Below are 25904 nucleotides of genomic sequence, written 5' to 3'. Positions count from 1 at the left end.
GACGCGCGGTGAGGGTTACCGAAACGTTACTTAAGCTGCGAAGCCGTGTCGACCGATTCCCCGGCCCTGGCGACCAGCCTCTCGACCAATCCGGCGACGATCTCCTCCCGAGCCGCGATCGTCATCGGCTTCTCCGGCACCCCGGGACGCCGCTGGTCCGGCGTCGGACCGTCGAGGGGACGATACCGCACACCGGCAGCCGAGAGTCGGATCAGATGGGTGGGCAGTCGTCGCGCGAAGTCCGAGAAGTCCCCCGTGTCCCCGCCTTCCCAGAGGCGCTCAGCGATCGCAGCGAGCCGAGGGAACACGGCGAAGTCGACGCGGTCCCTCGTCGGGAGGTGCTCGGTCCAGACGTTGGCCTGGCCGCCGACCGATCCGTCGGGCACCCGCAGCGTGTACGCGCGCTCGATGGTCAAGGGCGGCCCGACCCTGATGGGTTCCTCCGCCGACTCGGACTGCGCGTAGTCGAGGTAGACCTCGAGATCGGGGCAGGCGACGACCGGGATGCCGCGCCGCAGCGCCTCCTGCATCGCGACCGGCCCTCTCCAGGCCAGGACCCGCACACCCTCGGGCACATCGCCCTCGAGCACCTCGTCCCAGGCGAGCGCCGTGCGTCCGCGGCTGCGCACATGCGCCACGAACTCGGCCGTGAACCATGGCTGCACGTCGTGCGGCGTCGCGAGGCCGAGCTCGCGCATCCGCTCCTGCGCGGCAGCGCTCTCCGCCCATTCGGTGACCGGCACCTCGTCGCCGCCGATCCCGATCCACTCGGAATCGAAGACGTCGCAGAGCGCATCGATCACGGCGCGTCCGAAGGCGAGTGCCTCCTCGGTCGGGGCGAGCGTGCGGGGGTTGACCCCGAACCGTTCCCATGGCGCGGTGACCGGGCCGCCGACATCGGCGTTGCCGAGGTGCGGGTAGGCCGCGAGCGCCGCCTGGATGTGGCCGGGCAGCTCCACCTCGGGCACCAGCGTCACGAACCGCTCACGTGAGTACTCGACCAGGTCGCGCAGTTCGGCGGTCGTGTAGTGCCCCTCGTGCACGCCGGGTTCGACCGTCGCGTGCACGCCGTGCCCGAGCTGCGTCGCCGCGCGGGTCGCGCCGACCTCGGTGAGCAGTGGGAAGCCCGGTACCTCGTAGCGCCATCCCTGATCGTCGGTGAGATGCAGATGCAGGACGTTGAGATGATGATCCGCGAGCACGTCGATCAGCCGTCGGATGTCGTCGGCCGGACGGAAGTGCCTGGCGACGTCGAGCATCGCACCACGCCAGGAGTACGCCGGTGCGCCCTCCCACACGCCAGCGGGCAGGACGGCCGTCTCCGCACCAGGGGCGCGGAGCTGACGAAGCGTCGTGGCTCCGCGGAACGCGCCGGCCGCAGTCGCACCGACGATGTCGATGCCGTGTGCGGTGATCGTCAACCGGAACGCCTCGTCGCCGACGCGACCTGCGGCGAACGCCTCCGCCGCCACTGCCGCGTCCACGCGCAGTCGGATCGGCGGCTCGCCGACGACGACGCGGGCATCGCCGGTCAGCCTCGCGACGATGTGCGCGAGTTCCGCGTCGGCCAGCACCGGGGTGCGGGCGGTCCAGGTGAAGCCGTGCGTCGATGGATCGATCAGGGCATCGATCTTCGGCAGCGTCGCACGGTGCGGGGCCGGAGCCATCCGCAGGGCTCGACCTGGCGTTCGACCGGTGACCTCGCCCGATGCGACGACGGCGACGCCGTTCACCAGCACCTCGATCACACCGATGGGCTGTTCGAGTGGAGACTCGAACGTCGCGCCGGCCGCGATCGTGCGCGGATCGAACAGCACGAGATCCGCCGTCGCGCCAGTGCGGATGACGCCACGCGGCGCATCGCCTCGATCGAGGCCGAGCCGCGCAGCCGGCGTTGCGGACAGATGCCGCACGGCCTCCTCCAGCGTGAGGATGCCGAGTTCACGCACGTAGTGGCCGAGGTAGCGGGGGAACGTGCCTCGTCCTCGTGGATGCGGTCTGGCACCGATCAGGATGCCGTCGCTGCCGGCGGTGTGGCGGGGATGGCGCATGATCTCGCGCACGTTCCCCTCGTCACCGATGTGCATGAGGATGCCGGTGGCTCCCCCGTCCGCGACGATGGTGTCGATCACGACGTCGACGGCACGACGTCCGTCGGACTCGGCGATCTCTGCGATCGTGCGGCCCACGAGATCGTCGAGCGCCGGATCGGCGGTGCCGGAGATCTGGATCGCCGTCCAGTCGGCCCGCTCGCCGTGGAAGCCGTCGCAGCCGATCTCCTCCAGCTCGACCCGCACGCGCTCGCGCCCATCGGCATCGAGGGCGGCGAGCACGCGCACGAGATCGCCGCCCTCGGCGAGCCGGCTCGGCAGCAGCGCCGCCAGCGTCGTCGCGCCGGGGAGGTACGGGTAGGTGTCGAGCGTCACGTCGACGCCGTCGGCGATCGCCTCGTCGACCAGCACGAGCAGCTCGCGCGCCCTGCCCCGGTTCGGGACGAAGTTCATGGTGGCGTGCGTGAGATGGATCGGGCAGCCGGTGCGCCGACCGATGTCGAGCGCCTCGCGGTATGCGTCCAGCGCTCCCCCGCCGTAGCTGCGAGTGTGCGGAGCCCAGTAGCCACCGCGCTCGCCGACGACGGCGCACAGCGCCTCGAGCTCCGCCGTGTCGGCGTACATGCCCGGTGTGTAGGTGAGGCCGCTCGACATGCCGAAGGCGCCTGCATCGAGGGCGTCGCCGAGCAGCTCGCACATCGCGGCGATCTCTTCGGTGGTGGCCGGACGGTTCTCGTGACCGACGACCATCATCCGCAGGTTGCCCTGCGGCACGAGCACGGCGGCGTTCGCGACGGCCGTCTCGTCGATCGCCTGCAGCAGGTCGCCCATGCTGCGCCAGGGCGCCGCTGCCGGCATCCCGTTCCAGCCGGCGATCTGCGCTGGGATGACGGATGCGGTCACGTCGTCGAGCGGTGCATAGCCGAGACCGTCCTGACCGAGCACCTCGGTCGTGACGCCCTGCCGGATCTTCGCCTCGTGCGCCGCTCCGCTGAGCACCGCGAGCTCGCTGTGCGCGTGCATGTCGATGAAGCCGGGGGCGAGCACGAGTCCGCGCGCGTCGATCTCGATCGCGCCGTCCGGCAGCTCGAGCGTCGCGCGCGCAGGATCGTCGCGGCGCAGGATCGCGACGACCCGCGGTCCCTCGACCGCGACGTCGGCGTCGTATCTGGCGCCACCGGTGCCGTCGACGACCACGGCACCGCGGTAGACGCGGACCAGTCCCTCGGCCGCCTTCTCAGCGCTCAGAAGCATGTCGCCACCGCTCCGATCACACGGGGGTCATCCGCATCGGGATCGTCGATCACGGCGACCACGCGCCACTTGTCGAAGGCCGTGCACGGGTGCGAGAGCCCGAGGCGAACGACATCGCCGACGACCACCGACGCTCCGGCGGCGAGCTGCAGGAACGCGTGCTGATCGTTCAGGGCCGTGATCTCGCCGGCCACCGACTGCGGCGTGGGCAGATCGATGTCGAAGGGCACGTCGCGGCGCCCGGCGTCGAGCAGGGCGAGCCCATCTTCCGGCTGCGACAGCACTCGGGACCATGCGTGCATGGCGGAGCGCAGCGGCGCGGTGCCCGTCACTGGTCCGAACGGGGACATCCGGGAGTAGAACCCGTCGTCGTGGATCTGGAAGGCGCCGGAGCGCAGCACCACATCAGCCGTCTCCCGCTGAGAGGACAGGACGGCCGCAGCACGGTCGGGGAACGAGCTGCCCCCTGCGCTGAGCACCGGACGGATGCCGTCGGGGTAGACCAGCTTCTGATGCAGGGCCACGATCGTCTCGAGGTAGGCGTCGACCGCAGCGACCGAGTCAGCATTGCGATCAGGCCCGAACGGCCCCTCGTAGCCGGTGACGCCGGCGAGACGGAGCCCCGGTGCGGCGGAGATCGCCGCGGCGATGCGCTCGCCCTCCTCGACCGTCCGCGCGCCGGTGCGACCGTGCGCGCCGCCGAGCTCGACGAGCACGTCGAGCGGACGGGTCGCGTCGGCGAGTGCCGCCGCGAGGATGTCGACGGTGGCGACCGAGTCCGCCCAGCACAGGATCCGGAGGTCGTGGTCGGCAGCGAGCAGTTCACCGAATCGTGCCGCCGCCGCGGCATCCGTCACCGCGTTGGCGATCAGGACCGTGTGCACACCGGCCTCGATCGCGACCTCGGCCTGCCACGGCGTCGCGAGCGAGATGCCCCAGGCACCGGCATCCAGCAGCCGCTGCCACATCGCAGGAGCCATCGTGGTCTTGCCGTGCGGCGCGAGGTGCACGCCCAGATCACCGGCCCAGCCGAAGACCGTCTTCTCGTTGTGTGCCAGCGCCGCCTCGTGCACCGTGAACACGGGGGTCGGCAGGTCGGAGAGGCGGAGCCCCGCGTCGGCCACCTCCGAGAGCCGGAGTCCGGCAGCCCGAGTCGGGAAGCCCTTCGCCCAGGCACCGAGAACGGGATCGGGAATTTGTAGAGGCATCTAACAAGGCTACTAGGCTGGGATCATGACTGCGAAGACCCGCGTTGCGACCGACGCCGCCCCCGCCCCCGCCCACACGTTCTCCCAGGGCATCCGCAAGGGCCCGTTCGTGCAGGTCTCCGGCCAGGGGCCGGTCGATCCGGTGACGAACGAGTACCTCTTCCCCGGCGATGTCGCGGCGCAGACCACCCGCACGCTCGAGAACGTCAAGGCGATCGTCGAGGCATCCGGCGCGACGTTCGACGACGTCGTCATGCTGCGCGTCTACCTCACCAAGCGCGAGGACTTCCCGATCATGAACGACGCGTACGGCGAGTTCGTGACCGCGCACACCACGAACGGCGTGCTGCCGTCGCGCACCACGGTCTTCACCGGCCTCCCCCGCGAGGAGATGCTGGTCGAGATCGACGGCATCGCGATCGTCGACTGACGGGTGGGCGGGTGCGCCCGCACGACCGTTGCCTCCCCGTTACCTCCCATCACGTACCATTGTCAAATAGGACACGTTTGATGAACCGGGGGGTGAGTGCGTGACCGATCTGATCTCCGCGCAGAATGAGAAGACCGAGTCGTTCGGCGACGGCCTCGCGACGACTCCGCTGACGCCCGCTGAGACATCCGACAACGCGCAGCCGCCGACAGGCGACCAGCCGCTCGCCTGGGCACCCATCGAGCCGAAGCCCAAGAAGCGCCGCCTCGGTCTCTGGATCGGCCTGGGCCTCGGCGTCGTCGCCATCGGCGCGGGTGCCGCATCGATGTTCCTCATCGCCCCCGGCACCACGGTCGCCGGCATCCCGGTGGGCTTCCTGACGCCCGGCGCCGCAGCCGACGCCGTCGACGCGCACCTGGCATCGACCGAGATCACGCTGACCGGCGCAGGCGAGGGGACCGTGCTCTCCGGCACCGACCTCGGCGCCACGATCGATGCGAAGGCACTGGCTGACGAGGCATTCGCGGAACGCCCGTTCTGGAACGTGACCACCTGGATGGGCGACGCGGTCCCGGGCGAGATCACGCTCGACGCCGCCGCCGCGACCAGTGCGCTTCGCGCCGCGGTCCCGAGCAGCTACGTCGACCCGGTCGACGCCGGCGTGACGTTCGACGCAGCGACGCAGCAGTACATCACGACGCCGGCAGAGGCAGGAACCGGCATCGATATCGCCGACCTCACCGCGGCGATCACCGACGCGGTCGCCGGCGGCGCACGCACGCTCGAGTATCCCGGCGGCCCTGCCGAGGCGCCTGCCGCGATCTCCGACGATGACGCGACCACCACGGCCGCGTCGCTGAACACGATGCTCTCGACGGCCGGGTTCTACATCGGCGAAGAGCGCACCGTCCCTGTCACTCCCGATGTCATCGCCACCTGGCTGACGGTCGTCGACGATGACGGACAGCTGCGCATCGAGGCCGACGCCGCCGCGATCCAGCCGAGCATCGACGCGCTGCCCGGTCTCGTCGACCGCGCACCGGTGAACGAGACGAACATCGTCGACTCCGCAGGCACGGTGCTCCGCCAGGAGCAGGCGGGCGCGACCGGACGCACGGTCGGCGACACCTCCGGCATCGCCGAGGACTTCGCCGCGCAGCTGCAGACCGGCAACGGCAACTTCGCTCTCACCGTCTCCGAGACGCCGTTCGAGGTCGTGTCGCTCGCTCGACGCATCGACATCGATCTCGGCTCGCAGCGCGCGACCCTGTACGAGAACGGCAACGTCGTGCAGTCCTGGGCGGTCTCGACCGGCCTCCCCGGCACGCTGACCCCGACCGGCAACTTCAAGGTCTTCGCACACACGCGCATGCAGGACATGGGCTGCTACCCCGGCGCCCCGTACTGCACCGAGGACGTGCCGTGGATCACCTGGTTCACCACGAACATCGGCTTCCACGGCACCTACTGGCACAACAACTTCGGCAATCGGATGAGCCACGGCTGCGTCAACCTGCCGGTCGACCTGGCCAAGTACGTGTACGACTGGTCGCCCGTCGGCCTCGAGGTCGCTGTCCACAACTAGGCGACCGGCACAGCTCGTCGACACGGCTCGCCCGCACACACGAAGAAGGGCGGATGCTTCGCAGCATCCGCCCTTCTTCGTGTCTCCGTGTCAGCTGAGGGCGTCGATGATCCCGTTCAGCGTGACCGACGGACGCATGATCGCAGCGACCAGTGCGGCGTCGGGACGGTAGTAGCCGCCGATCTCGACCCGCGTGCCCTGCACCGCGTTCAGCTCGCCGACGATCTTCTGCTCGTTCTCCGCGAGGGTCGCGGCGATCGGAGCGAACGCCGCTGCGAGGTCGGCATCCTTCGTCTGCTTCGCCAGCTCCTGCGCCCAGTAGAGGCCGAGGTAGAAGTGGCTGCCGCGGTTGTCGATCGTGCCGAGCGCACGACCGGGCGAACGGTCCTCCTCGAGGAAGGTGCCGGTCGCAGCGTCCAGCGTCTCCGCCAGGACGCGCGCCTTCTCGTTGCCAGTGCGGTCGGCGAAGTGCTCGAGCGACGCCGCCAGCGCGAAGAACTCGCCGAGCGAGTCCCACCGAAGGTAGTTCTCCTCGACCAGCTGCTGCACGTGCTTCGGCGCCGATCCGCCCGCGCCCGTCTCGAACAGTCCGCCGCCCGCGAGCAGCGGCACGATCGAGAGCATCTTGGCGCTCGTGCCGACCTCGAGGATCGGGAACAGGTCGGTCAGGTAGTCGCGCAGCACGTTGCCGGTCACCGAGATGGTGTCGAGGCCGTGACGCATGCGCGCCAGCGTGTAGCGCGTCGCCTCCTCGGGCGCGAGGATCGTGAGCGTCAGGCCGTGCGTGTCGAGCAGCGCGAGGCCCTGGTGCACCTTCGCGATGATCTGCGCGTCGTGCGAGCGGTTCGCGTCGAGCCAGAACACCGCAGGCGATCCGGAGGCGCGGGCACGCGTGACGGCCAGCTTGACCCAGTCCATCACCGCGATGTGCTTCGTCTGCGTCGCACGCCAGATGTCGCCTGCGCCCACCTCGTGCTCGATCAGCGCGTTGCCCTCGCTGTCGAGGACCTGCACGACACCGGCTGCGGCGATCTCGTAGGTCTTGTCGTGGCTGCCGTACTCCTCGGCTGCCTGCGCCATGAGACCGACGTTCGGCACGGTGCCGATCGTGGCTGGGTCGAGCGGGCCGTTCGCGATCACGTCGTCGATCACGGCCTGGTAGACACCGGCGTACGAGGAATCGGGGATGACGGCGATGGTGTCGCCCTCGCCGCCGTCCTGGCCCCACAGCTTGCCGCCGTTGCGGACGAGCGCGGGCATCGAGGCGTCGACGATCACGTCGCTCGGCACGTGCAGGTTGGTGATGCCCTTGTCGGAGTTGACGTAGGACAGACGGGGCCCCTCGGCGATGGCCGTGTCGAACGCCGCCGCGATCTCGGAGCCCTCGGCGAGGTTCGAGAGACCGGAGAGGATGGATCCGAGTCCGTCGTTCGGCTTGAGGCCCGCCTCCGTGAGCTTGTCACCGTACTTCGCGAACACGTCCGCGAAGAAGGCCTTCACGACGTGACCGAAGATGATCGGGTCGCTGACCTTCATCATCGTGGCCTTCAGGTGCACCGAGTACAGCACGTCCTCTGACTTCGCCTGCTCCAGAGTCTCGGACAGGAAGGCGTCGAGCGCTGCGGCCGACAGGAAGGTCGCGTCGATGATCTCGCGCGGCAGGACCTTGAGACCCTCCTTCAGCACCGTGACGGTGCCGTCGGCGGCCGTGTGGCGGATGCTGAGCACGTCGTCGCTCGCTGCGACCCACGACTTCTCGTTCGACTTGAAATCGTCGTGCCCCATCGTCGCGACGCGGGTCTTGGATCCTTCGGCGAAGGGCTTGTTGCGGTGCGGGTGCTTCTTCGCGTAGTTCTTCACCGCCAGCGGCGCACGACGGTCGCTGTTGCCCTCGCGGAGCACCGGGTTCACCGCGGAGCCCTTGATGCGGTCGTAGCGCGCTCGCACGTCCTTCTCCTCGAGCGACTCCGGGTCGTCGGGGAAGGAGGGGATGTCGTAGCCCTGCTGCTGCAGTTCGGCGATCGCCGCCTTCAGCTGCGGGATGGATGCCGAGATGTTCGGCAGCTTGATGATGTTCGCCTCGGGGAGCGTGGCGAGGCCGCCGAGCTCTGCGAGGGAGTCGCCCACCTGCTGTTCAGGGGTGAGCTTCTGCGGGAAGGCCGCGAGGATGCGGCCGCCGAGCGAGATGTCCCGAGTCTCGAAGTCGATGCCGGCCTGGCCGCTGAAGGCCTGGACGATCGGAAGGAACGAGGCGGTGGCGAGCGCCGGTGCCTCGTCTGTATAGGTGTAGATGATGGCGTCGTCGGTCACCGGGAGGTTCTCCGTTCACGAGGTCGATTTGTCTCGATACCAAGATACCTGAGCGGCCTCCGGCCCGCGTTCCGAGCGTCCGACACGGCGTCCGGCCATCGTCATCCCTCAGACGGATTTCTTCACGCGATGCGTGTGCGCCCGTGCCCGAGGGGTTAGCCTGGGGTCATGTCCGAACTGCGCATGGTCGAACTCTCCGCCGCGACGATCGTCGCGGTGAACAACCTGTCGCTCAAGCCCGGACAGGAGCAGTTCCTCGCTCCGGTGTCCTACGGCATCGCAGCGACCGTGATCAATCCCCAGACCTCCTGGCAGCGGGTCGTGCTCGACGGCGACACCGTCGTCGGGTTCGTCAGCGCCAATTTCGACGACGAGGCCCCGGAGGAGCACTTCCGCTCCGTGCTGTGGCGCATCAACGTCGACGCCGACGACCAGGGTCGCGGCATCGGCCGCTTCGCGGTCGAGAGCCTGATCGGCGAGGCGCGCAACCGCGGCGTCGACCACGTCGACGTCATCTACGAAGCCGGTGACGACGGCCCGGAGGCCTTCTTCCTCAGGGTCGGATTCACCCCGGTCGGCGAGACCGAGTACTCCGAGGTCATCGCCTCGATCCGCATCGACTCCTAGGCCGGCGGCGGGGCCCCGAATCCCCTCCCCCATCGAGACCCCGTCGCCCTCCTGATCGGCGTCTCCGATGCGGATGGCGATGCGCTGCGCTGGTCATCGGCCATCAATATGTTGCCAGGAACCACAAAAAGCTTGCGCTCACTCGCGCAGGCTGTCTATCATCGCTGAAGGGCCCGAAGCGAAGCGCTTCGACGGCATAGGCAGAGCGACGATGGAGTCACGATGACGACGATTCACGAGGTGGCAGCCGCCGCCGGTGTGTCGATCAGCACCGTCTCCTACGCACTGAGCGGCAAGCGCCCCGTCTCGGAGAAGACGCGACGACGGATCGAGGATGCCGCGCAGTCACTCGGCTACCAGCCGGATGCCGGAGCCCGCATGCTCGCCGGTCGACGCACGAACATCTTCGCGCTCACCGAGCCGCTTCGCGCCGACACCCACGCTCCCACGCACATGGCGTTCGTGCTCGCGACCGCCGTGGCGGCGCGGCGCCGCGGCTACGACATCCTGCTCCTCACCGACGAGCAGACCTCGGAGGGCATGAACCGCGTCGCCGCGAGCAATCTCGTCGACGCGATCCTCGTGCTCGACGTCGCGCCGGACGACGAACGGGTGGAGATCTCCCGCTCCGTCCGCACACCCACGATCTTCATCGGCCTGCCGGACGATCAGCGCGAGCTGACCTGCGTCGACCTGGACTTCGAGGCCGCGGGCCACCTCGCGGTCGACCGCCTGGCGGACGCCGGCAGCGACCGCATCCTGCTGCTCGGCCAGACCGATGTCTCCTATCGCAAGTCGAACTTCCCTCGACGCCTCCTCCGGGGCGTGCAGGAGCGCAGCGATGCGCGGGCGGTCGAGCTGACCTGGACATCGTCGGGTGGGCTCACCACGGAGTCCGCGGTCGTCCGTGCGGCTGTCGCCGCCGCACTCGACGACGGCATCCGCGCCTTCATCGTGCACGCGGTGAACGATGTGCACGAGATCCTCCTCAGCATCCTCGCCGAGCGAGGACTGCGGGTGGGCGTCGACGTGTCGATCGTCTCGGCTGCGGCATCGTTCGACACCGCCATGCTCCCCACACCGATCGACACGATCCCGCTCGTTCCGCAGGATTCGTGCGAACTCGCCGTCGAGATCGCTGTGCAGCGACTCGAGGATCCGCGTCTGCCGGCGCAGATCCACCTGATCCCGCCCACCTACCGCCCAGCCGGCTCGGTCGCTCCCGCACGGGAGTGACACCGGCGGGCCTCGCTTCGCCATCGTCGTTATCGAAACGCTTCGACGATTGCACCTCCCACAACTGAACACCCCGACCCAGTGAAGTGTCCGGCCCCATGGGCCACCGAGAAAGGAGTGCCGACGATGGCACGGAACATCCGCAGGACGAAGACCCTGACAGCAGTGGCCGCCCTCGCAGCGGCGGGAGTCGTGCTGAGCGGCTGCACCGCCGGATCCGACGGCGACAGCGGCGGTGGCGACACCCTCAAGCTCTGGCACTACGAGGGTGCCGACAGCGCCATGGGCAAGGCCTGGGCCGAGGCGATCAAGATCTTCGAGGAGGAGACCGGCGCCAAGGTCGAGTTCGAGGAGAAGTCGTTCGAGCAGATCCAGAAGACCGCGAGTCAGGTGCTCGACACCGACGCGGCCCCTGACCTCATGGAGTTCAACAAGGGCAACGCCACCGCGGGCTTCCTCGCATCGACCGGGCTGATCACCGACATCTCGGATGCCGTCGAGGAGTACGGGTGGGCCGACAAGCTCGCACCCTCGCTGCAGACGACCGCCAAGTACTCGGAAGACGGCGTGATGGGCGGCGACACCTGGTTCGGCGTGCCGAACTACGGCGAGTTCGTCGGCGTCTACTACAACGAGAGCGCATTCGCCGAGGCCGGGCTCGCGATCCCCACGACCTACGACGAGTTCGTCGACGTGCTCGACGCCTTCGTCGCCAAGGGGATCACCCCGCTGGCCGAGGCCGGCGCCGAGTACCCGCTCGGCCAGCTCTGGTACCAGCTCGCACTCATGGAGGGCGACCGCGGCTTCGTGGACGACTACCAGCTGTACAAGAACCCGGTCGACTGGCAGGGCCCCGAGATCACCTCGGCGACCGAGACGCTGCAGGAATACGTCGACAAGGGCTACATCGCCTCCGACGTCTCGTCGGTCAAGGCGGAGGACGCCGGTGTCTCATTCATCAACGGCACCTCGCCGATCTTCGTGTCGGGTTCCTGGTGGTTCGGCCGCTTCGTCTCCGAGGCGACCGGCTTCGACTGGAGCATGACCGCCTTCCCCGGCGCCGACCTCTCGCTCGGCTCCTCCGGCAACCTCTGGGTCGTCCCGGAGAACGCAGCCAACAAGGACCTCGCCTACCAGTTCATCGACATCACGATGCGTCCGGAGATCCAGGCGATCATCGGCAACAACGGCGGTCTTCCCGTCGCCGCCGACACCGCCGACATCACCGACGAGAAGAGCGCCGCGCTGATCGAGACGTTCAACGGCGTCCTCGATGCAGACGGCCTGGCGTTCTACCCGGACTGGCCCGCCCCCGGTTTCTACGACGTGATCGTGCAGGAGCTGCAGGGTCTCATCACCGGCGTGCAGGATGCCGCGACCACCGACGCCAACCTCGGTGAGCAGTACGACGAAGGCACGGCGGACTTCCGCTGATCCGCACTCGCGGGGGCGGCAGCCACGACGGGGCCGCCCCCGCACTCTCCAGGAGTTGAACATGTCTGTCGACACCCGCCAGCGCCGCCGCACGGCGCTCCCACCGGAACAGCCGTCGATCCCGCAGCGCAGCGGCGGCACCGGCGCCTACTGGATCTACCTGCTCCCCGGCTTCGTGCTGCTGCTCGTCATCGTCATCGTGCCGCTGATCTGGAACGTCTACCTCACCTTCACGAAGTGGAAGGGCGTGCGCACCCCCGAGTTCATCGGCCTCGAGAACTGGCAGAAGCTCTTCACGGACAGCGACTTCTGGACCTCGTTCACGAACTCGGTCTGGATGATCCTCGCGATGGTCGTGGTCCCCACGATCGTCGGGCTCATCGTGGCAGCCCTGCTGTTCGACGTCGTCGGCCGCAAGTTCGGCGGCAAGGTCGGCAGCTTCCTGCGGGCGACCTACTACCTGCCGCAGATCCTGCCGATCGCGGTCGCCGGCATCGTGATCGGATGGATCGTCCGCCCCGGCGGCGACGGCGCCCTGAACCAGATCCTCGGCGCCTTCGGCATCCCCGCCTACGACTGGCTGGGGCAGATGCCTTCGGCGCTGATCGTGCTGATGCTCGTGATGGTCTGGGTGCAGCTCGGCTATCCGGTCGTCGTGTTCATGGCTGCACTGCAGCGCGTGGACCCGGAGCTCTACGAGGCGGCCGAGCTCGACGGTGCGAACTGGCTCCAGCGCTTCACCGCCATCACCATGAGCATCATCCGACCGGAGATCTTCGTGGTCACCCTGACCTGCACGATCGCCGCGCTCAAGGTGTTCGGCCCGGTCTACATCATCACCCGCGGCGGACCGGCCGGCGCCACCCTGGTGCCCGCGTACTACGCCTATCAGGAGTTCTTCACGAAGCGGAACGTCGGCTACGGCGCCACGATCGCCACCGTGCTCACGATCGTCGTCGTGATCGTGTCGATCATCTTCATCCGCGTCCAGAACTCGCTCGAGCGCAAGGAAAGGGCGGGACTGTGATGCACGCCACCACTGCCATCGTCACCGGCACGCCGGGGAAGACGCGCCCTCGCGGCGGCATGACCAAGAAGCGGCCGATCGACTGGCTGCTGCTCGCGCTCGTCGTGATCGGCGCGCTGCTCATCATCGCACCGTTCTACCTCGTGCTCGTGAACTCGTTCAAGTCGCCGGTCGACTACGCGACCTCCGGGCCGCTCGCCTTCCCCGAGACGCTCGACTTCGGCGGCATCACCAAGTTCTGGGAGCGTGTGAACTTCCCGGAGAAGGTCTGGAACTCGATCTTCATCTCCGGCATCGTCGCGGTGCTCGCCGTCGTGATCTCGATGCTCAACGCCTTCGCGATCGGGATCGGCCGCGTGCGAGGACGCTCCTGGATCGTGCTGCTGTTCCTGCTCGCCAACCTGCTGCCGCAGGAGGCGCTGCTCTACCCGCTGTACTACATGTTCAAATCGGTCGGCCTGTACGACAACGTGTGGGCGGTCATCATCGTGTTCACGGTGATCCAGGCGGCGTTCGGCACCTACCTGCTCTCCTCGGTCTACGGCACCTTCCCGAAGGAGGTGCTCGAGGCGGCATCGCTCGACGGCGCGAGCCGCTGGCAGATCCTCTGGCGCGTGGTCTTCCCGATCAGCCGCCCGACGCTCTCGGTGCTGCTCATCTTCTTCTTCATCTGGACGTGGAACGAGTTCCTCATCCCGCTGACGTTCCTCGCCTCGAACGCCAACCAGACCGTCCCCGTCGCGATCAGCGTGCTGCAGGGCGACCGCCTGATGGACGTCACCACGACGAGTGCGTCCGCGCTGCTCGGCATCATCCCCACGCTCATCTTCTTCCTCATCTTCCAGCGCACGCTCACGCGTGGCATCACGGCAGGAGCAGTCAAGTAATGAAGTTCACCGACGGGTTCTGGCAGCTGCGCCCCGGCGTCACCGCGCTGTATGCGCAGGAGGCCTACGACATCGCAGAGACCACCGACACCCCCGACGGACCTGGCCTGGTCGTCACCGCACCGACCATGGCGATCGCCAAGCGCGGCGACGTGCTCAATCGGCCGGTGCTGACCACGACCCTGTCCTCCCCGGCCGAGGGCGTGATCCGCGTGCGCATCGCGCACCACGTCGGCGGCCGTCGCCACGACGGGTTCAGGCTGCCGGGTGCCGGCGGCACCGGAGCATCCGTCTCGGTGTCGCAGACCGGTGGGGTGCTGGACGCCGGTGCCCTCGTGGCCAGGATCGCACCCGGTGCTCCGTGGGACCTCTCGTTCGAGGTCGACGGCCGTCGGGTGACCGGCAGCGGCGGGAAGGCGCAGGGCTACATCCAGCTGGCGCCCGGTGCACAGGTCGACCCCGGCGTGGTCGACAACGCCAGGCAGGGCGGCGGCGCGCCCTCGGCATCCGCGTTCGTCCACGAACAGTTGGATCTCGGTGTCGGCGAGCTGATCTACGGCCTCGGCGAGCGCTTCGGCCCGCTGGTCAAGAACGGGCAGTCCGTCGAGGTGTGGAACGCCGACGGCGGCACCTCCTCCGAGCAGGCGTACAAGAACGTCCCGTTCCACCTCTCGAACCGCGGCTACGGTGTGCTCGTGAACGACCCAGGCCATGTCTCGTACGAGATCGGGTCGGAGGCGGTGGAGCGCGTGCAGTTCTCGGTCTCCGGCGAGGTGCTCGAGTACTTCGTGATCGCCGGTCCGACGCCCAAGGACGTGCTGGGCCGATACACCGCGCTGACCGGACGACCTCCAGTCGTGCCTGCGTGGTCGTACGGCCTCTGGCTGTCGACCAGCTTCACCACCGATTACGACGAGCAGACCGTGAACTCGTTCATCGACGAGATGGCCGCTCGCGAGCTGCCGGTGTCGGTGTTCCACTTCGACTGCTTCTGGATGCGCGAGTTCAACTGGTGCGACTTCGAGTGGGACCCTCGGGTCTTCCCCGACCCCGAGGGGATGCTCGCGCGGCTGCACGACAAGGATCTCCGCGTCTGCGTATGGATCAACCCGTACATCGCGCAGCGCTCCCCGCTGTTCCGCGAGGCCGCAGAGCGGGGCTTCCTGGTGCAGCGGTCCGACGGCTCCGTCTGGCAGTGGGACCTCTGGCAGGCCGGCATGGGTCTCGTCGACTTCACGAACCCTGACGCCACCGCCTGGTACCAGGGGCATCTGCGCCGACTGATCGCACAGGGGGTCGACTGCTTCAAGACCGATTTCGGCGAGCGCATCCCGACCGACGTCGTGTGGGCCGACGGCGCCGACCCCGAGCGCATGCACAACCGCTACACCGACCTGTACAACCGCGCGGTGTTCGAGGTGCTCACCGATGTCCGCGGCGAGGGCGACGCGGTGCTGTTCGCCCGGTCGGCGACCGCGGGCGGCCAGAGCATGCCGGTGCACTGGGGCGGCGACTCGACCTCGACCTTCGCATCGATGGCCGAGACGCTGCGCGGCGGACTCTCGCTCGCGCTGACCGGATTCGCGTTCTGGAGTCACGACATCGGCGGCTTCGAGGGCACACCGGATGCCGCGGTGTTCAAGCGCTGGACGGCCTTCGGCCTGCTCGGCTCGCATTCGCGCTTCCACGGTTCCAGCTCGTACCGGGTGCCGTGGGCCTTCGACGAGGAGGCGGTCGAGGTCACGCGTCGCTTCACGCATCTGAAGATGCGACTCATGCCGTACCTGTACCAGCAGGGTCTGGACGCCGCGGCGACCGGTGTGCCCCTGATGCGGCCGATGGCGCTCGAGTTCCCGGACGACCCAGCGGCCGCGTATCTCGACCGGCAGTACATGCTCGGCTCGAGCCTGCTCGTCGCCCCGGTGCTCTCGGGCGACGGCGCGGTCGAGTTCTACCTGCCGTCGGGCGAGTGGACCTCGCTGCTCACCGGCGAGACGGTGTCCGGCGGCTCGTGGCGGAGGGAGACGCACGGCTTCGACTCGCTCCCGCTCTACGTCCGCCCCGGCACCGCGCTCCCCTGGGGTGCCCGCGTCGACGGCCCGGAGTACGACTACCATGACGGACTGCGGCTGCGCGTCTTCGCCGGCGGCACCGGCCCCGCCTCCGTGACGGTCACGAGTCCCGACGGCCGCGCCGAGACCTACAGCGTCGACCTCGAGGAGATCACCGGATGACCGGTCCGCTCAGCCCGCTCGACGACTATCGGGGCTCTGGACTCGTGTTCCCCGATGGCTTCACCTTCGGCTCGGCGACCGCCTCGTACCAGATCGAGGGAGCGGCAGCCGAGGACGGCCGCACCCCCTCGATCTGGGACACGTTCAGCAGGACGCCCGGCAGGGTCTGGAACGGCGACACCGGCGATGTCGCGTGCGACCACTACCATCGCGTCGAAGAAGACCTCGATCTGATGGCCGACCTCGGGCTGCAGGCGTACCGGTTCTCGATCGCGTGGCCGCGCATCGTGCCCACTGCCGACGGCACCGTGAACAGTGCCGGGGTCGGCTTCTACTCCCGCCTCGTCGACGGACTGCTCGAACGCGGCATCCGTCCGGTCGCGACGCTGTACCACTGGGACCTGCCGCAGTACCTGGAGGATGCCGGCGGCTGGACCGCCCGCACCACGACCGACGCCTTCGAGCGCTACGCCGAGGTCATGGGCGCGGCGCTCGGCGACCGGGTGCACACCTGGACCACGCTGAACGAGCCGTGGTGTTCCGCCTATCTCGGCTACGGCCAGGGCGGTCACGCGCCGGGGCGGCACGAACCGGCATCCGCGCTCTCCGCCGTGCACCACCTGAACCTCGCCCATGGTCGTGCGGTCCGGGCGCTGCGCGCGACATCGACCGGCGATCCCGACTACTCGGTCACGCTGAACTTCCACGTGCTCCGCGGGCAGGGCGACGGCGCCGCCGAGGCGGTGCGCCGGATCGACGCGCTCGCGAATCGGGCGTTCACCTGGCCGATGCTGCGCGGCGAGTATCCGGCGGACCTCCTCGCCGACACCGCAGAGGTCACCGATTGGAGCTTCGTGCACGATGGCGATCTCGCCACGATCACGCAGCCGATCGACGTGCTCGGCGTGAACTACTACTCCACCGCGACCGTTCGGCTCTGGGACGGCGTCTCGGAGCAGCAGCGCAACGACGGCCACAAGGGCTCGACCGGTGGCACGGCCTGGCCGGGGAGCGACCGGATCGTCGAGTTCGTCGAACAGCCGGGGCCGTACACCGCCATGGGCTGGAACATCGCCCCCGAGGGACTCGAAGAGCTGCTCGTGTCACTCTCGGAGCAGTTCCCCGAGCAGGCCCTCATGGTCACCGAGAACGGCGCCGCCTTCGAGGACGAGGTCGCCGAGGACGGCTCGATCCCCGATCCCGAGCGCACCGACTACCTGCGCCGGCACGTCACAGCTGCGCACCGGGCGCTCGAGCGCGGCGTCGACCTGCGCGGCTACTTCGTCTGGTCGCTGCTCGACAACTTCGAGTGGGGCTACGGCTACGCCAAGCGATTCGGCATCGTCAGGGTCGACTTCGACACGCTGGAGCGCACCGTCAAGGACTCGGGGCGCTGGTATCGCGATCTCGTGCGCACGCGGACCGTCGAGGGCGAGCCCCGGTCGAGGGCGAGCGACGTCGCGGACTAGCGCTCGTCGTCGCGGTTCCTGCGACCGCGCGCGGTCCATGCGGTGAACGCGGATGCCGCAGCGCCCGCGGCGCGGTCGATGGCCTCGGCCGAACGGGACAGCGCCTCCTGCGCGGCATCCTGCCATCCCGGCACCGCCGGCGCCTCGCCAGCCTTCACCCGCGCGCCGTGCTCGGCGACATCGAGGGCCCTGGCGAGCTGCGCCACGCCGTCGCGATACGCCGAGAACTCGGCAGGGGTCGGACGGTCGCCCGCCTCCCGCCGCAGATCGGTCGCACGGCCCGCCGCACGGAGGTAGGCGGCCGTGGCCGGCTGCTTCACGTCGGTCATGGCGGGGTACGCGATCTGCAGCGCCGGGTCGGTCTCGTACTGCATCCATCGCACGACGATCGCGTCATGGTCTGCGCGCAGCCGCTCGATCGGACGCGGAGCGGATGCCGCAGGGATCGCAGACCTTGCGGCCTGCAGGCGCGCACGCCGTGCGCGGATGTCAGCAGTCGCGGCCTTCACGTTGCGCTCGGCGTCGCGCAGCATCCGACGGGCGCTCGCGAGCTGCTCCGGCGTCGCACGACGCGCTGCACGTTCAGCCGACACGTGCGCGAGGTCGGCCTTGGCGATCTTCACATCCGCTCGCTTCTCGGCGACACCGGACTGCGCGAGCTTCAGATCATGGCGGGCCGCGTCGACCGCGAGTCGTCGCCCGCTCCGCTTCGTCCGCCGCCGCACGCCGATCGCTCCGGCCGTGACGCCGCCTGCCGCGACGGGCGCGAGCCACCACCACTCGGCCAGCAGCATCAACGGGTCCATGCTTCGATGCTACCCAGACCCGTGCGGGCCCGCTCCGGACCGGGCGGTTCCGGTCGCAGACGCAGCAGGTTCTGCGGCCTCGCGCGGGTTCTGCGGCCGGATGGTCGAGATCTGACCGGACAACGTGCACGACCCCGAAGAACTGTCCGCACAGACCCGTCGCAGCAGGGCCTGCACGGTTCACTGATCGTCGAGATCATGCACAGTTGCTGCGCTCGCGACGCCCGGGCATCCTCGACGCGGGGGATCCTGTCGACATGAATCTGCACACCTGGGTCGCAGCACGAGGCGGCATCGCGCACCGAGAGGATGCACGCGAATGGGGGTACTCGCCGTCTCGCGTCCGCGCAGCGATTCGAGCCGGTGAAGTCCAGCGGATCCGTGCGAAGTGGATCGCGACCAGTGAAGCGCCGCCGGAACTCCGTGCAGCGGCTGCAGCATCCGGTCGTCTGACCTGCGTCTCGCTTGCTCGCCGGCGCAGGTGGTGGATCCCCGAAGGCGCGTCATCGACGGTGCACCTGCAGGTCGGGGGAAATGCCCACCGTCACTCGAGTCAGGCCGTTCTGCACTGGTCGGATCCACTGGTCGATCTCGGACCCCGTTCGCTGACGACATCGATCGAGGACGCTCTGGCACACCTCGCACGCTGCTTCCGCTTCGAAGAAGCGATGATGATCTGGGAGTCTGCGATCACGAGAGAATCCCTCGACATCGAGTCGCTTCGATCGGTGCAGTGGCGTGATGAGTCGTCACGAGCGCTCGCTCGCTCCGTCCGCGGCAGATCCGACTCGGGTCTTGAGACGGTCTTCGTCGTACGCCTGCGCGGGTTCGGCGTGCCGATCCGTCAGCAGGTCCGTCTCGCAGGTCACGACGTGGACGCCGTCATCGGAAGCCATCTTGTGATTCAGATCGACGGATTCGCGCACCATTCCACAGCGGCCGATCGCGGCCGGGACGTCGCGCACGACGCGGAACTCCGGATGCGCGGATACACGGTGCTGCGGTTCACGTACGCGCAGATCATGCACGACTGGGACGGCGTCGAGCGCACGGTCTCTTCGGCCGTCGCGCGGGGATTGCACCTCCCGCCCACTGAGCGCAGACGCTGATGACACTCGGAATGCTGCATTTCTTCGGCCACCCGCGCGTTCGGCGGCCATCCCAGATGGGTATGGCCGCCGAACTTCGATTTGGCCGCAGAAATGCCCCGGATGCTGGCGTCAGACCAGCGTCTCCTGCCATGCGGCGTGCAGTTGCGCGAACTTGCCGGTGCCGCCGATCAGGGCAGCGGGGGTGTCGTCCTCGATGATCCGGCCATGCTCCATCACCAGCACCCGATCCGCGATCGCGACCGTCGAGAGCCGGTGCGCGATGATGATCGCCGTGCGGTCGGCCAGCAGGGTCTGCAGCGCGTCCTGGATCAAGCGCTCCGACGGGATGTCGAGCGATGCCGTGGCCTCATCGAGGATCAGCACGGCGGGGTCGGCGAGGAACGCCCGCGCGAACGAGATCAGCTGACGCTGACCAGCCGACACTCGCCCGCCGCGCTTGTTGACGTCGGAGTTGTATCCGTCGGGCAGTGCCGAGATGAACTCGTCGGCGCCGACCGCACGCGCGGCGGACTTGATCTCGTCGAGCGTCGCATCCGGCTTGCCGAGCGCGATGTTGTCGGCGACCGTGCCGCTGAACAGGTAGGCCTCCTGCGTCACCATCACGATCGCACGGCGAAGGTCCTTCGGGTGCAGCGACCGCAGATCGATGTCGTCGAGCGTGACGCTGCCGATCGAGGGGTCGTAGAACCGCGAGATGAGCTTCGCCAGCGTGGACTTGCCCGCACCGGTCGTTCCCACGAGTGCGATCGTCTGCCCCGCTGGGATGTCGAGCGAGAAGTTCGGCAGGATCGTCTTCTCCCCCGAGTACCCGAAGGTCACCTCGTCGAAGCGGACGTGACCGCGGGACTCCCACAGGTCGATCGGCTTCTCGGGGTCCGGAACGGTCGGCCGCTCCTCGAGCACACCCGACACCTTCTCCAGTGCGGCGGTCGCCGACTGGTAGGAGTTCAGGAACATCGCGATCTCCTGCATGGGCGCGAAGAAGTTGCGCACGTACAGCACCGCCGACAGCAGCACACCGACCGTGAGAGCTCCCGTCGAGACGCGGATTCCGCCCCACAGCACGACGAGGCCGAGGGTCAGCGCGGCGACGCCCATGAGCCCCGGCTCGAACGTGCCGAACAGCAGCATCGAGCGACGGTTCACATCGCGGTAGTCGCCGGCGACGTCCTGGAAGACCACGTCGTTGCGCGGCTCCTTGCGGAACGCCTTGACCGCGCGGATGCCCGTCATCGTCTCGACGAACTGGACGATCACCTTGGCGCTGATCACGCGCGACTCGCGGTACACGAGCTGCGACCGCGAGTAGAACCAGCGCATCAGCAGCACGAGCGGCACTCCTGCCAGCGCCAGGATCACGCCCGACTGCCAATCCCAGACCAGCAGCGCGATGAACGTGAAGGCACCGAAGAGCACACCGGAGACGAGGTTGTTGAGTCCGCCGTCGAGCAGCTCGCGGATCGAGTCGAGGTCGCTGGTCTGGCGCGAGATGATGCGGCCTGACGTGTACGACTCGTGGAACTCGAGGCTCAGTCGCTGCGTGTGCAGGAAGATGCGCTTGCGGAGATCGATCAGGATCGCCTGCGTGATGCGCGCGGCGATGATGACGTACCAGGCGATCAGCGCAGCCGCCGCAGCGCCAGCGAACAGGTAGATGCCGCCGATCATGAAGGTCGGCATCCAATCGGCCTGGTCGAGCACCGCAGGGAGCGCCCGGTCGATCCCGATGCTGATCAGGATCGGTCCGGCGACCTGGAGCGCGGTCGACATGACCAGCACCACGGCCGCGACGATGACCTGCGGCCGCAGCGGACGGATCAACGATCCGAGCAGGCGCAGCGAACGGCGACGGATCGCCCTGCTCTCCTCGCGGGTATAGGTGGAGCGGTCCTCGTCCTGGGTACCGGTGATCGCGGAGCTCATGCCTGCACCTCCTTCTCGGTGATTCGTGCTTCGTCGTCGGGTCCGCCGTCTGCTTCCTGGGCTGCTGAGCCTGCTTCCTGGGCTGCTGAGCCTGTCGAAGCACCCGACGCATCGCGGATGATCGGGATCGCACCCGTCCGCGCCGCCTCCTCCGCCTCGAGGCTGGAGATGACGTAGCGGTAGTGCTGGCTCGTGCGCAGCAGCTCGCTGTGCGTACCGACAGCGGTGATGCGGCCGGCTTCCAGCAGCGCGACGCGGTCGGCGAGCGCGACGGTCGACGGACGGTGCGCGACGATCATGGCGGTCGTCTCCGCGAGGACGCGGCGCAGCGCCTCCTCGACGAGCGCCTCGGTGTCGACGTCGAGCGCTGACAGCGGGTCGTCGAGCACGAGCACCTTGGGCGCTGCCGCCACGGCACGCGCGAGCGCGAGCCGCTGACGCTGACCGCCGGAGAGGCTCAGCCCCTCTTCGCCGATGATCGTCTCGACACCGTCGGGCAGCGCGTCGACGAAGGACGCCTGCGCGACCTCCAGCGCTTCGCGCATCACACGGTCGGCCTCCGGGCTGTGCACATCGAGCTCGGCGCGGCCGAGCAGCACGTTCTCGCGGACGGATGCCGAGAACAGGGTCGCGTCCTCGAACGCCATCGCGATGTGCTGACGCAGCTCCGAGAGCGGAAGATCGCGCACGTCGACGCCGTCGAGCGTGACGCGACCTCCGGTGACGTCGTACAGACGCGTGGGAAGCGTGGTGAGCGTGGTCTTGCCGCTGCCGGTCAGACCGACGAGCGCCATGGTCTCGCCCGGGCGCAGCACGAGGTCGATGCCGTCGAGCAGATCGCGCTCGTGATCGCCCGCATCCTGGTAGCGGAAGTGCGCGTTCTCGAACGCGAGCTCGCCGCGAGGCTCCGCGATGTGCACGGGGTGCTCCGGGTCGGTGATCGAGTTCGTCTCAGAGAAGATGTCGAAGACGCGGTCGGTCGCCGTCCTGGCGTCGAGCATGAACGAGAACAGGAACCCGATCGACTCGATCGGCCAGCGCAGCACCACGGCCATCGCGAAGAACGCGAACAGCTGGGCCTCGTCGATCTGGCCCTGCGAGATCAGCCAGATGCCGGACATCAGGCTGAGTCCGAAGGCGATCTGCGGCATCAGGTCGAGCCAGAACCAGATCGACGCGACAGCGCCCGCCTTGCTCATCTCGGTCTCGCGCAGCGTCTCGGCCTGGCGGCTGAAGCGGCTGAGCGCGTGCTTGCCACGGCCGAACGCCTTGAGCACACGGATGCCGTGCACGCTCTCCTCGACGCTGGTCGCGAGATCGCCGGCCTGATCCTGGCTGCGACGGGTAAGCGCGCCGTAGCGCTTCTCGAACAGGTAGCCGCGGATCCACAGCGGGATCGCGGTCACGAGGAAGATCGTCCCGAGCAGCCAGTGCCAGCGGAACAGCAGCACCGAGCCGATGATGATCGTCAGCACGTTCACGACGAGCAGCACCAGACCGAAGGCGAGCCAGCGACGGATGAGGCCGATGTCCTGCATCATCCGGCTGAGCAGCTGCCCCGACTGCCAGCGGTCGTGGAACGACACCGGCAGGGTCTGCAGGCGCGAGTACAGCGTCGTGCGCATCTGGTACTCGACCTCGGTGGCCGGGTTCAGGACGAACTGACGACGCAGCCAGACCATCACGGCCTCACCGAGGGCGAGGGCGAAGACGATGAGCGCGCCGACGACGATCGCGCTGATCTCGCCGGACTGCACCGGTCCGGCCATGATCTGCTCGAGGACGATCGGGATCATCAGGGCGATGATCGCGGCGATGAGCGCGCTGGCTGCACCGCCGGCGAGTCGCCAGATGACCGGCTTCACGAAGGGCTTGAGCCGCCACAGTGCGGCAGGGGTGGACAGGGAGGCGTTGTTCTGCGGGGAAGGCGAGGAAGACATGTCTCTCAGATGAGTTTCGTACGGCGTGCGGTGACGGAAGAACAGACGGATGCGAGCGCGAACCCTGGGGTGCGGCATCCGGAGCGGGCGCGGCTCGGCGCGCGGTATGGCTCTATGGGCGCGGGAGCACCGGGGTCGAGCCGAGAGCTGCGATCGTCGCGACGGAGATCGTGGTCATGGTGTCCTCCTCAGGGGCTCGGCGATGTCGCCCGGTTGACGCGACAGCCCACCAGCCTATGTCTGTGAACCAGCTGAACGCAAGAGGCATTCCCGTTCCGCACGCATCGGACTCATCCCTGCGCCGCCGCCTGCCTCATCGCTGCGCCGCCGCCTCCCGTGCGAGCAGGCTGCCCTTGACCTCGAGTCCCCACGCGAACCCCCCGAGCGTGCCGTCGGTCCGGAGCACGCGGTGGCACGGCACGAACAGTGCCGGCGCATTCCGCGCACAGATCGAGGCAGCTGCGCGAACCGCACTGGGGTTGCCGAGCTGTGTGGCGAAGGAGGTGTACGTCAGCGGCTCGCCCGGCGCGATGCCGCGCAGAGCGGACCACCCGGCGAGCTGCAGGGCCGTCCCCCGCTGGTGCACGGCGACCGTGTCGATCGCGGCCATGTCGCCGGCGTAGAACGCGCCGACGGCCGCCGCGGCATCCGTGTCGCCCTCGCGGAGCGCGTCCGGCCGGAGTGCCGCCGCCAGGCGACCGAGGATGCGCTCGACGTCGTCCGTCCAGCCGGACGAGAGCACGCGCTGCCGGTCATCGGTGAGGATCGTGAAGGCACCGTCCGGAGTGTCGATGGTCTGGATGATGGCGGTCATGCTGTCTCCTTCGAGAGTCGTGGTCGACGCACGGGGGCCGCGCGCCAGAGGTGGGCGCTGAGATAGCTGCGCCATGGGGCCGTCCGCTCGGCCCAGGCGGTCAGTGGGACGGGATCGCCGGGGAGACCGGATGCCGCGGCGCCGGCGCGCAGCGCGACGTCACCGGGGAGCAGGATGTCGGGGTCGCCGAGCACGCGCATGCGCACGTAGTCCGCCGTCCACGGACCGATGCCCGGCATGGCGAGCAGCGCCGCCCGTTGCTCGGCGCCGTCGTCGCCGACCGTGAGCGTGAGCGAGCCGTCGGCGAGCGCGGCCGCGGCTCCCGTGATGGCCCGGATTCGAGCGGCGGGCCCGCGCAGCACCTCGGCGCCGCGCTCGGCGATGGCCGCCATGGTCGGGAACAGGAGTCCGTCCTCGGTCCGCTCCCCCAGCGCCTCGGCGAGCGCCGACAGCGCCGTGCGTGCGGCGACGACCGTGATCTGCTGGCCGACCATGGCCCGGATCAGCATCTCGTGCGGGTCGGCTGATCCCGGCACCCGGATCCCCGGCGTCTGCGCGACGAGCGGCGCGAGCTCCGGGTGCGCCGACAGCGCCTCGTCGATCGCCTGCGGATCGGCGTCCAGGTCGAAGATGCGCCGGACCGTCGAGACCAGCGGGGCGAGGTCGGCGAGCTGGGTGACGCGAGCGCGCAGGTGCAGCCGGTCCGCGGCATCCTGTCGCACCTCGAACCACGCCGGACCGCCGGACATCCGCAGATGTCGCGCGAACGAGGTCGGCGTGGTCTCCTCGACGCCGGGCAGCGCCCGAGCCTGCATCCACGTGAAGATGCCGCCCGCATCGAGCGGTCCTCGGTACGGCAGCACCAGGTCGATCGTGCCGGGCACCACGGATGCATCCATGCGGCGCCGCGCTCTGAGCTCGCCTGGTGTGAGGCCGAACACCTCACGGATCGTCTCGTTCGCCTGACGGATGCTGGCGAAGCCCGCCGCGTAGGCGACGTCGGAGATCGGCATGTCGGTGCCGACCAGCAGCATGCGGGCCGTGTGCGCGCGGTGCGCTCGTGCGAGTGCGAGGGGACCCGCGCCGAGCTCGCCGGCGAGCAGCCGTGTGAGGTGTCTGGGCGAGTAGCCGAGCCTGGCAGCCAGCCCTGGCACGCCCTCGCGCTCGACGACGCCGGCGGAGATCAGGCGCATCGCCCGAGCCGCCGTGTCACCGCGCACGTCCCACGCCGGCGAACCCGGTGCAGCTTCCGGAAGGCAGCGCTTGCAGGCGCGGTACCCGGCTTCGTGGGCGGCCGCACTCGTGGGATAGAAGGTGACGTTCTGCGGCTTCGGCGTGCGCGCCGGGCAGCTCGGCCGGCAGTAGATGCCGGTCGAGCTGACCGCCGTGACGAACTGCCCGTCGAAGCGGGTGTCGCGTGCGCTGATCGCGCGATATCGCTCGTCGAAGTCGGTCACCGGGAGGCTCATGCCTCAACTCTGCCACGCGCCCCCGACCGCGGCTGGCGGAAATCGGACATCACGATGACACGTCGACCACGGCATGATGGTCGGGCCG

The 25904-nt window shown here is 68.9% G+C and carries 18 protein-coding genes; 10 read left to right on the top strand and 8 right to left on the bottom strand.

Annotation, left to right across the window (positions count from 1 at the left end):
- Nucleotides 1-26: 26 nt before the first annotated feature.
- Both V7Z82_RS16955 and V7Z82_RS16950 read right to left on the bottom strand, forming a co-directional pair.
- On the bottom strand, nucleotides 27-3305 hold the full coding sequence (locus V7Z82_RS16955; RefSeq protein ID WP_334152905.1) for a family 20 glycosylhydrolase: 3279 nt from the start codon (nucleotides 3303-3305) through the stop codon (nucleotides 27-29).
- On the bottom strand, nucleotides 3296-4513 hold the full coding sequence (locus V7Z82_RS16950) for an alanine racemase (protein WP_334152903.1): 1218 nt from the start codon (nucleotides 4511-4513) through the stop codon (nucleotides 3296-3298). The genes V7Z82_RS16955 and V7Z82_RS16950 overlap by 10 nt, the downstream gene beginning before the upstream one ends.
- A 25-nt stretch (nucleotides 4514-4538) precedes the next feature.
- Between V7Z82_RS16950 and V7Z82_RS16945 the strand changes: the two genes are divergently transcribed.
- Nucleotides 4539-4943: a RidA family protein gene (locus V7Z82_RS16945; RefSeq protein ID WP_334152901.1), complete on the top strand. Its 405-nt coding sequence runs from the start codon at nucleotides 4539-4541 to the stop codon at nucleotides 4941-4943.
- Between the two features lie 100 nt (nucleotides 4944-5043).
- Nucleotides 5044-6528, top strand: a complete 1485-nt coding sequence (locus V7Z82_RS16940) for a L,D-transpeptidase (RefSeq protein WP_334152899.1) — start codon at nucleotides 5044-5046, stop codon at nucleotides 6526-6528.
- 90 nt (nucleotides 6529-6618) lie between these two features.
- Here the strand turns inward: V7Z82_RS16940 and V7Z82_RS16935 are convergent, their stop codons facing one another.
- Nucleotides 6619-8838, bottom strand: a complete 2220-nt coding sequence (locus V7Z82_RS16935; RefSeq protein WP_334152897.1) for an NADP-dependent isocitrate dehydrogenase — start codon at nucleotides 8836-8838, stop codon at nucleotides 6619-6621.
- A 168-nt stretch (nucleotides 8839-9006) separates the two neighbouring features.
- Between V7Z82_RS16935 and V7Z82_RS16930 the strand changes: the two genes are divergently transcribed.
- The 7 genes from V7Z82_RS16930 (at nucleotide 9007) to V7Z82_RS16900 (ending at nucleotide 17752) form a co-directional block, all read left to right on the top strand.
- Nucleotides 9007-9465, top strand: a complete 459-nt coding sequence (locus tag V7Z82_RS16930; protein ID WP_334152896.1) for a GNAT family N-acetyltransferase — start codon at nucleotides 9007-9009, stop codon at nucleotides 9463-9465.
- A gap of 222 nt (nucleotides 9466-9687) precedes the next feature.
- Nucleotides 9688-10701 (top strand): LacI family DNA-binding transcriptional regulator, encoded by a 1014-nt coding sequence (locus V7Z82_RS16925; RefSeq protein ID WP_334152895.1) that lies wholly within the window; start codon nucleotides 9688-9690, stop codon nucleotides 10699-10701.
- Nucleotides 10702-10827: 126 nt separating this feature from the next.
- Nucleotides 10828-12135: an ABC transporter substrate-binding protein gene (locus tag V7Z82_RS16920; RefSeq protein WP_334152893.1), complete on the top strand. Its 1308-nt coding sequence runs from the start codon at nucleotides 10828-10830 to the stop codon at nucleotides 12133-12135.
- A 61-nt stretch (nucleotides 12136-12196) separates the two neighbouring features.
- The gene (locus V7Z82_RS16915; protein ID WP_334152891.1) at nucleotides 12197-13162 is read left to right on the top strand and encodes a carbohydrate ABC transporter permease; all 966 of its coding nucleotides are present in this window, start codon (nucleotides 12197-12199) and stop codon (nucleotides 13160-13162) included.
- The gene (locus V7Z82_RS16910; RefSeq protein ID WP_334152889.1) at nucleotides 13162-14049 is read left to right on the top strand and encodes a carbohydrate ABC transporter permease; all 888 of its coding nucleotides are present in this window, start codon (nucleotides 13162-13164) and stop codon (nucleotides 14047-14049) included. Before V7Z82_RS16915 ends, V7Z82_RS16910 begins: the two co-directional genes overlap by 1 nt.
- The gene (gene yicI, locus V7Z82_RS16905; protein WP_334152887.1) at nucleotides 14049-16283 is read left to right on the top strand and encodes an alpha-xylosidase; all 2235 of its coding nucleotides are present in this window, start codon (nucleotides 14049-14051) and stop codon (nucleotides 16281-16283) included. The genes V7Z82_RS16910 and yicI overlap by 1 nt, the downstream gene beginning before the upstream one ends.
- Nucleotides 16280-17752: a GH1 family beta-glucosidase gene (locus V7Z82_RS16900; RefSeq protein ID WP_334152886.1), complete on the top strand. Its 1473-nt coding sequence runs from the start codon at nucleotides 16280-16282 to the stop codon at nucleotides 17750-17752. The genes yicI and V7Z82_RS16900 overlap by 4 nt, the downstream gene beginning before the upstream one ends.
- Here the strand turns inward: V7Z82_RS16900 and V7Z82_RS16895 are convergent.
- Nucleotides 17749-18558, bottom strand: a complete 810-nt coding sequence (locus V7Z82_RS16895; protein WP_334152885.1) for a hypothetical protein — start codon at nucleotides 18556-18558, stop codon at nucleotides 17749-17751. The two genes, V7Z82_RS16900 and V7Z82_RS16895, sit on opposite strands and share 4 nt — an antisense overlap.
- A 257-nt stretch (nucleotides 18559-18815) precedes the next feature.
- Here V7Z82_RS16895 and V7Z82_RS16890 point away from each other — a divergent pair, with 257 nt between their 5' ends.
- Entirely contained in the window at nucleotides 18816-19667 is an 852-nt protein-coding gene (locus V7Z82_RS16890) for an endonuclease domain-containing protein (RefSeq protein ID WP_334152884.1), read from the top strand.
- 111 nt (nucleotides 19668-19778) lie between these two features.
- On the opposite strand, the gene V7Z82_RS16885 is transcribed toward V7Z82_RS16890, so the two are convergent.
- From V7Z82_RS16885 to V7Z82_RS16870, 4 genes are all read right to left on the bottom strand, one after another.
- Nucleotides 19779-21593, bottom strand: a complete 1815-nt coding sequence (locus V7Z82_RS16885; protein WP_334152883.1) for an ABC transporter ATP-binding protein — start codon at nucleotides 21591-21593, stop codon at nucleotides 19779-19781.
- A complete protein-coding gene (locus tag V7Z82_RS16880) occupies nucleotides 21590-23533 on the bottom strand; it encodes an ABC transporter ATP-binding protein (RefSeq protein ID WP_334152882.1) in 1944 nt (647 codons plus the stop codon). Before V7Z82_RS16880 ends, V7Z82_RS16885 begins: the two co-directional genes overlap by 4 nt.
- A gap of 313 nt (nucleotides 23534-23846) precedes the next feature.
- Nucleotides 23847-24347: a methylated-DNA--[protein]-cysteine S-methyltransferase gene (locus tag V7Z82_RS16875; protein WP_334152880.1), complete on the bottom strand. Its 501-nt coding sequence runs from the start codon at nucleotides 24345-24347 to the stop codon at nucleotides 23847-23849.
- Nucleotides 24344-25816, bottom strand: a complete 1473-nt coding sequence (locus V7Z82_RS16870; RefSeq protein WP_334152878.1) for an AlkA N-terminal domain-containing protein — start codon at nucleotides 25814-25816, stop codon at nucleotides 24344-24346. The genes V7Z82_RS16875 and V7Z82_RS16870 overlap by 4 nt, the downstream gene beginning before the upstream one ends.
- Nucleotides 25817-25904: the final 88 nt, after the last annotated feature.

This window comes from Microbacterium sp., from assembly GCF_036823965.1.
Lineage (GTDB): Bacteria > Actinomycetota > Actinomycetes > Actinomycetales > Microbacteriaceae > Microbacterium.
Note: the sequence above shows the minus strand (reverse complement) of the source record. Positions and strands in the feature narration are given on the sequence as shown.